Annotated in this window: 3 protein-coding genes, 1 tRNA gene, 2 rRNA genes and 2 pseudogenes (1 of these 8 only partly in view); 4 read left to right on the plus strand and 4 right to left on the minus strand. The window is 60.1% G+C overall.

Annotated features, from left to right (window positions below):
- Window position 1: 1 nt before the first annotated feature.
- The 4 genes and pseudogenes from PVE73_RS23570 to PVE73_RS23585 all read left to right on the plus strand — a co-directional run.
- Window positions 2-1,615 carry a GMC family oxidoreductase N-terminal domain-containing protein gene (locus PVE73_RS23570; RefSeq protein WP_277364578.1) on the plus strand — a complete coding sequence of 538 codons (1,614 nt, stop codon included), beginning with the start codon at window positions 2-4 and terminating at the stop codon, window positions 1,613-1,615.
- Window positions 1,612-2,760, plus strand: coding sequence for a galactonate dehydratase (gene dgoD / locus PVE73_RS23575; protein ID WP_277364579.1), 1,149 nt, complete (start codon window positions 1,612-1,614; stop codon window positions 2,758-2,760). The genes PVE73_RS23570 and dgoD overlap by 4 nt, the downstream gene beginning before the upstream one ends.
- A 2-nt stretch (window positions 2,761-2,762) precedes the next feature.
- The gene (locus tag PVE73_RS23580; protein WP_277364580.1) at window positions 2,763-3,530 is read left to right on the plus strand and encodes an SDR family oxidoreductase; all 768 of its coding nucleotides are present in this window, start codon (window positions 2,763-2,765) and stop codon (window positions 3,528-3,530) included.
- A gap of 10 nt (window positions 3,531-3,540) precedes the next feature.
- Window positions 3,541-3,654 (plus strand): annotated as a pseudogene (locus PVE73_RS23585) (2-dehydro-3-deoxygalactonokinase); the annotation flags it as partial.
- Window positions 3,655-3,795: 141 nt separating this feature from the next.
- Here PVE73_RS23585 and PVE73_RS23590 read toward each other — a convergent pair.
- The 4 genes and pseudogenes from PVE73_RS23590 to PVE73_RS23605 form a co-directional block, all read right to left on the minus strand.
- A pseudogene (locus tag PVE73_RS23590) lies at window positions 3,796-3,990 on the minus strand (transposase); the annotation flags it as partial.
- 198 nt (window positions 3,991-4,188) lie between these two features.
- Window positions 4,189-4,265, minus strand: a tRNA-Met gene (locus tag PVE73_RS23595).
- A 124-nt stretch (window positions 4,266-4,389) separates the two neighbouring features.
- Window positions 4,390-4,504 (minus strand): 5S ribosomal RNA (gene rrf / locus PVE73_RS23600).
- A gap of 202 nt (window positions 4,505-4,706) precedes the next feature.
- A 23S ribosomal RNA gene (locus PVE73_RS23605) occupies window positions 4,707-7,038 on the minus strand (it continues 480 nt past the right edge of the window).

The following is a 7,038-nucleotide window of genomic DNA, read 5'->3' on the forward strand; positions in this document are numbered from 1 at the left end:
TATGGACGTTTACGATTACATTCTCGTGGGTGGCGGCAGTTCTGCTTGCGTCGCTGCGTCCCGCCTCGTGACAGCAGGTGCCAAAGTCCTGATGCTGGAGCGGGGACCGCGCCGCGCCAATCCGATCATGCATTTCCCGGCGGGCTACATGAAGTTCCTCGCCAGGGACACCTACCTGATGATGCACGAAACCGAGCCGCAGGCGCAGTTGGATGGCCGGGCGCCTACCGTGCCTCAGGGCCGGGTGCTGGGTGGAGGTGGCACGGTCAATGCGATGGTCTATATGCGCGGGCAGCGCGAGGACTATGCCGACTGGAACCGCGCCATCGGCGGCAACGGAACCGGCGACTGGGATTGGGACGACCTGTTGGCCTACTATACCGGTCAGGAGGACAACGACCATTTGGGTGGTCCCCTTCACGGCGTCGGCGGCCCTCTCAAAATTTCGCATCTGGGCCATACGAGCCCCATGACCCGGGCCTGGCTCAAGACCATGCAGGGCATGGGCATTCCCTATACGCCCGATTTCAATGACGGTGACCCGCGCGGCGTCGGGCTGATGCAGCATACGATGGATTGGACCGGCCGCCGGCGCTGCTCGCCGGTCGATGCCTTTCTTGCGCCCGTCATGGACCGGCCGAACCTGAAGGTCATAACCGGGGCCACTGTCGAGAAGGTGATCCTTGAAGGGAAACGTGCGGTCGGGGTCAGTTGGAAGCAGGCAGGCCAGGTTTATCCGGCACGGGCCGGCGAAGTGCTTCTTGCCGCCGGCGCCTATCAGACGCCAAAGCTCCTCATGCTCTCGGGCATCGGCCCGGAAGCTGAATTGCGGCGGCATGGCATCGCCGTGGACGTCCGGCTCGAAGGCGTGGGCGCGAACCTTCAGGACCATTACGAATGCCCGGTCGTTGCCACGACCAACGGGGCCTATGGCTATTACGGACAGGACAAGGGTCTGAAAATGATCCTCGCGGGCCTGCAGTACCTTCTTTTCAAGTCCGGTCCGGCCACCACCACCGGCGTTGAAAGCTGCGCCTTTCTCGACCCCAAAGGCGCGGGCGGCCGTCCCACGGTTCAGATGTTCTGCGTGCCGACGGTCTATCTGGACCGCGACGTGACGGGAAAAGATCCCGGCCACGGCGTCACCATCAATTCGCTGCTGCTCCAGCCGAAATCTCGTGGCAGTGTTCGGCTGCGCTCGAGAAATCCCGAGGCCCTCCCGGTGGTCGATCCACAGATCTTTGCCGACCAGCGCGACCTCGAAACGACCATCGCCGGCCTTCGGTTCGCACGGCGCGTCCTGGAGGAAACCCCCATGAAGGAACTGATCGAGACTGAAATCTTCCCCGGCATCGACGTGACGAGCGACGCGGCGCTGGGCGCCCATTGCCGCCGCACGGTCAAGACGGGCTACCACCCGGTCGGCACCTGCCGGATGGGCGCCGAGGACGATCCGCTTGCGGTGCTCGATCCCTCGCTGCGCGTACGCGGGACCGAGGGCCTGCGTGTCATCGATGCTTCAATGATGCCCAACATCGTTTCGGGCAACACCAACGCCGCCGCCATGGCGGTGGGCGACAAGGCAGCAACCCTGATCCTGGGGAGCCAGCGGTGAAAATCAAAGCACTCAAGACGTTCCTCGTCCCGCCGCGCTGGCTGTTCCTCAAGATCGAGACCGACGAGGGTATCTGCGGCTGGGGTGAGCCGGTGGTCGAAGGCCGGGCCCACACGGTCCAGACGGCGGTCGAGGAGCTCGCCGATCGCCTGATCGGCGCCGATCCCTTGCGGATCGAGGATCTCTGGCAGATCATGTACCGGGGCGGGTTCTACCGGGGCGGCCCGATCCTGATGAGCGCTATCGCGGGGATCGACCAAGCGCTGTGGGACATCAAGGGCCGCGCCTACGGCCAACCCGTGCATCAATTGCTGGGCGGTCCCTGCCGGGACCGGATTCGCATCTATTCCTGGATCGGTGGTGATCGTCCCGAAGACGTCGCGGCCAACGCCAGGGCGGCTGTTGCAAACGGTTTTACGGCGCTCAAGATGAACGGCGCCGAGGAAATGCAGATTGTCGATGGTCACCACAAGATCGACCATATCGTCGAAACCATTGGCGCTGTGCGTGACGCCGTGGGACCGCATGTGGGCCTTGGCGTCGACTTCCACGGCCGGGTGCAGCGCCCCATGGCAAAAATCCTGATCCGCGAACTTGAGCAATTCCGTCTGATGTTCATTGAGGAGCCTGTGCTTTCAGAGAACCTGGACGCTCTTGCCGAAGTGATACGCAACAGCTCGACGCCGATCGCGCTGGGCGAGCGGCTTTATTCGCGCTGGGATTTCAAGCAGGTCTTCGAAAGCCGCGTCGCCGACATCATCCAGCCCGATCTCTCCCACGCAGGGGGAATAACCGAATGCCGAAAGATCGCGGCGATGGCCGAGGCCTACGACGTGGCCTTGGCGCCTCACTGCCCGCTCGGGCCGATCGCGCTCGCGTCCTGCCTGCATGTCGACGCGGTCAGCCACAACGCCTTCATCCAGGAACAGTCGCTGGGCATCCACTACAATAACGACAGCGACCTTCTCGACTATCTCGCCGATCGGAGCGTATTTGCCTATAAGGATGGCATGGTCGAGATACCGCAAGGGCCCGGTCTAGGCATCGAAATCGATGAGGATGCAGTGATCCGCGCCGCCGAGACGGGGCACCGCTGGCGCAGTCCGCTCTGGCGCCATCGAGATGGCTCGGTAGCGGAGTGGTGACAATGGGCAGGCTGGATCAAAGGCTTATCGCCATTACCGGCGCGGCACAGGGAATCGGCCTCGCCATCGCACGCGATTTCGCATCCGAGGGCGCCGATCTGCTGCTGCTCGACATCGACCGGACAGCGCTCGAATCGGCGGCCCGAGATATCCGAGCGGCGAACCCTGAGCGCCGGATCGATGCGGAGGTCTGCGACATCGCAGTTCCCGAACAGGTCGCAGGAGTCTTCGCCGAAAAGGGCGCCTTCGACGGTCTTGTCAACAATGCCGGCGTCAACGTTTTCCATGACCCGCTCGAAACCTCGCAAGCCGAATGGCGCCGCGCCTTCGCGATCAACCTCGAGGGCGCATGGGCGTGCTGCCGCGCCGTCCTGCCAGCGATGATTGAGCGCAGGCATGGGGTCATTCTCAACATCGCCTCGACCCATTCCTTCACCATCATTCCCGGCACGTTTCCCTACCCGGTGGTCAAGCACGCACTCATGGGGCTCACCAAGTCCTTGGGCCTCGAATATGCATCGAGGGGCATTCGCGTGAACGCTATCGCGCCGGGTTATGTCGCAACGCAAAAGGTTCTCGACTGGTGGGATGCTGCGCCCGATCCGGCAGCGGCCAAGGTCGAAACGATGGCGCTGCATCCGCAGGGCCGTATTGCCTCTCCCGAAGAGATCGCGCGCGCAGCCGTGTTCATGATTTCGGACGAATGTCCATTCATGACGGCGACGTGCCTAACGATCGATGGCGGCCTGTCAGTCCGCCAGCACGGCTAACAGTTAGCCGATGACTGCCGCCTATGTCGCCGTAGATTGGGGAACGTCCAGCTTCCGCCTGTGGGTAATGGCCGACAATGGCGAGGTGCTGGGCGAGAGCCGTGGGCCAGAGGGGATATGCACTGTGCTTGACCTTGCCCCGAAGTTTTATCCAGTTTTGAGTTCGCTCCAGCGATTTTGGGTTTCTGTGTTCGGGGCGGCAGCGGCGGGTTGATGGTCTGAGCGAATTCGGCGGGTGTCATCCAGCCGAGGCCCGAGTGCGGCCGATGGCATCCGCAAGAAGCCGCTTCAGCTTCGTGTTTTCGTCCTCCAGCGCCTTCAGCCGCTTGGTTTCGGACATTTCCATGCCGCCGAACTTGGCTTTCCATTTGTAGATCGAGGCATCGCTCACCCCATGCTTGCGGCACAGGTCGGCTACAGACACACCGGCCTCATGTTCCTTGTCACACAACGTGAACAGGGCTAACCTATAGGCGGGGACAAAGCGGGGAGCACGTCAAGAAGATCGTGCTGACGCCGGGACCGGAACGGGGAGAGATTCTCGCCACGCTGCACGGCGAATTGCGCACCATTCTGGAGTGGACAGAGCGTCAGGCTGTTGGAAAGGCTACAAAAAACAAAGCTCCCGGAGCTGGGCTCACGGGAGTGTCGGTATCGGTGGTTGCGGGGGCAGGATTTGAACCTGCGACCTTCAGGTTATGAGCCTGACGAGCTACCGGGCTGCTCCACCCCGCGTCATCATAGGCATGCACCTATGAGTGTGGTTCCGTCACGACGAAGGGTCGTGTCCGGAGGCGTCCGTTTACCGTCGCGACCGGCGGATCATCTGTGAAGAGAGTGGATTCCATGCACTTTGCAGACCTGGCAGCGACCTACTCTCCCGCGTCTTGAGACGAAGTACCATCGGCGCTGGGGCGTTTCACGGCCGTGTTCGGAATGGGAACGGGTGCAGCCACCCCGCCATGACCACCAGGTCGGCGAAGCGCATGTATCTTTTCGAGAAGCTGGTTTTCATGCTTTTGCCGTGCCGGCGCTCCGGAACCGCAGGTTCCGCAAGGCCGACCGGCCGTCGCGCATGTTTGCGCGCCCCGTCCGGAGGATAGCGGCGCAGCCGCGTTCATCCGTGAGGACAAACGGATCATCGCGCCGGAGGCGTGATGGGCACGAGCAATGAGAATGATCAAGCCGATCGAGCTATTAGTACCGGTAAGCTTCATGCGTTGCCGCACTTCCACACCCGGCCTATCGACGTGGTCGTCTTCCACGGCTCTCAGGGAATACTCGTTTTCAGGTGGGTTTCCCGCTTAGATGCCTTCAGCGGTTATCCCGACCGTATATAGCTACCCTGCTATGCGGCTGGCGCCACAACAGGTCCACCAGAGATACGTCCATCCCGGTCCTCTCGTACTAGGGACAGATCCTGTCAATATTCCTACACCCACGGCAGATAGGGACCGAACTGTCTCACGACGTTCTGAACCCAACTCACGTACCGCTTTAAATGGCGAACAGCCATACCCTTGGGACCTGCTCCAGCCCCAGGATGCGATGAGTCGACATCGAGGTGCCAAACAACCCCGTCGATATGGACTCTTGGGGGTCATCAGCCTGTTATCCCCGGCGTACCTTTTATCCGTTGAGCGATGGCCCTTCCACGCGGGACCACCGGATCACTATGACCGACTTTCGTCTCTGCTCGACTTGTCTGTCTCGCAGTCAGGCAGGCTTATGCCATTGCACTCAGCGAACGATTTCCGACCGTTCTGAGCCCACCATCGCGCGCCTCCGTTACTCTTTAGGAGGCGACCGCCCCAGTCAAACTACCCACCATACACTGTCCCGGACCCGGATGACGGGCCGCGGTTAGACATCCATAACGACAAGGGTGGTATTTCAAGGGTGGCTCCACCAAGGCTGGCGCCCTAGCTTCAAAGCCTACCACCTATCCTACACATGTCGTCACGAATGCCAGTGTAAAGCTATAGTAAAGGTGCACGGGGTCTTTCCGTCTAACCGCAGGAACCCCGCATCTTCACGGGGAATTCAATTTCACTGAGTCTCTGCTGGAGACAGCGGGGAAGTCGTTACGCCATTCGTGCAGGTCGGAACTTACCCGACAAGGAATTTCGCTACCTTAGGACCGTTATAGTTACGGCCGCCGTTTACCGGGGCTTCGATTCAGAGCTTGCACCCCTCCTCTTAACCTTCCGGCACCGGGCAGGCGTCAGACCCTATACGTCGTCTTGCGACTTCGCAGAGCCCTGTGTTTTTGATAAACAGTCGCTACCCCCTGGTCTGTGCCACCCCCCGATGGTTGCCCACCGAAGGGTCACGCTTATCCCGAAGTTACGCGTGCAATTTGCCGAGTTCCTTCAGCAGAGTTCTCTCAAGCGCCTTGGTATGCTCTACCAGTCCACCTGTGTCGGTTTCGGGTACGGTCTATACGGAGGAGCTATTTCCCGGGACCGCATGGCTGCCCTCCCAATCCGATAAGGGAAGACAACGTCCGCGATCCGTCACTACCTCCAGGCCCACGAATATTAACGTGGTTCCCATCGACTACGCCTTTCGGCCTCGCCTTAGGGGCCGGCTAACCCTGCTCAGATTAACTTTAAGCAGGAACCCTTGGACTTTCGGCGAGGGGGTCTCTCACCCCCTTTATCGTTACTCATGTCAGCATTCGCACTTCCGATATCTCCAGGAGCCCTCACGGGTCTCCCTTCACTGACTTACGGAACGCTCCGCTACCACTGCGCAACCCGAAGGATGCGCAATCCAAAGCTTCGGTGTATGGCTTTAGCCCCGTTACATTTTCGGCGCAAAACCCCTTAATTAGACCAGTGAGCTGTTACGCTTTCTTTAAATGATGGCTGCTTCTAAGCCAACATCCTGGTTGTTTTGGGAGTCTCACATCCTTTCCCACTTAGCCATAACTTGGGGACCTTAGCTGTTGGTCAGGGTTGTTTCCCTCTCCACGACGGACGTTAGCACCCGCCGTGTGTCTGCCGACTAGTACTCCCCGGTATTCGGAGTTTGGTTAGGTTTGGTAATCCGGTGAGGACCCCTAGCCCATCCAGTGCTCTACCCCCGGGGGTATTCGGTCGACGCTCTACCTAAATAGATTTCGCGGAGAACCAGCTATTTCCGAGTTTGATTGGCCTTTCACCCCTAGCCACAAGTCATCCCGATCTATTGCAACAGATATGGGTTCGGCCCTCCAGTACGTGTTACCGTACCTTCAGCCTGCTCATGGCTAGATCACTCGGTTTCGGGTCTAGTGCAACGAACTGAACGCCCTGTTCAGACTCGCTTTCGCTACGCCTCCACCTACCGGCTTAAGCTTGCTCGCTGCACTAAGTCGCTGACCCATTATACAAAAGGTACGATGTCACCCTTGCGGGCTCCATCTGTTTGTAGGCGACCGGTTTCAGGTACTCTTTCACTCCCCTTGTCGGGGTGCTTTTCACCTTTCCCTCACGGTACTAGTTCGCTATCGGTCATGCACGAG

Source organism: Chelativorans sp. AA-79 (assembly GCF_029457495.1).
In the GTDB taxonomy this organism is placed as follows: Bacteria; Pseudomonadota; Alphaproteobacteria; order Rhizobiales; family Rhizobiaceae; genus Chelativorans.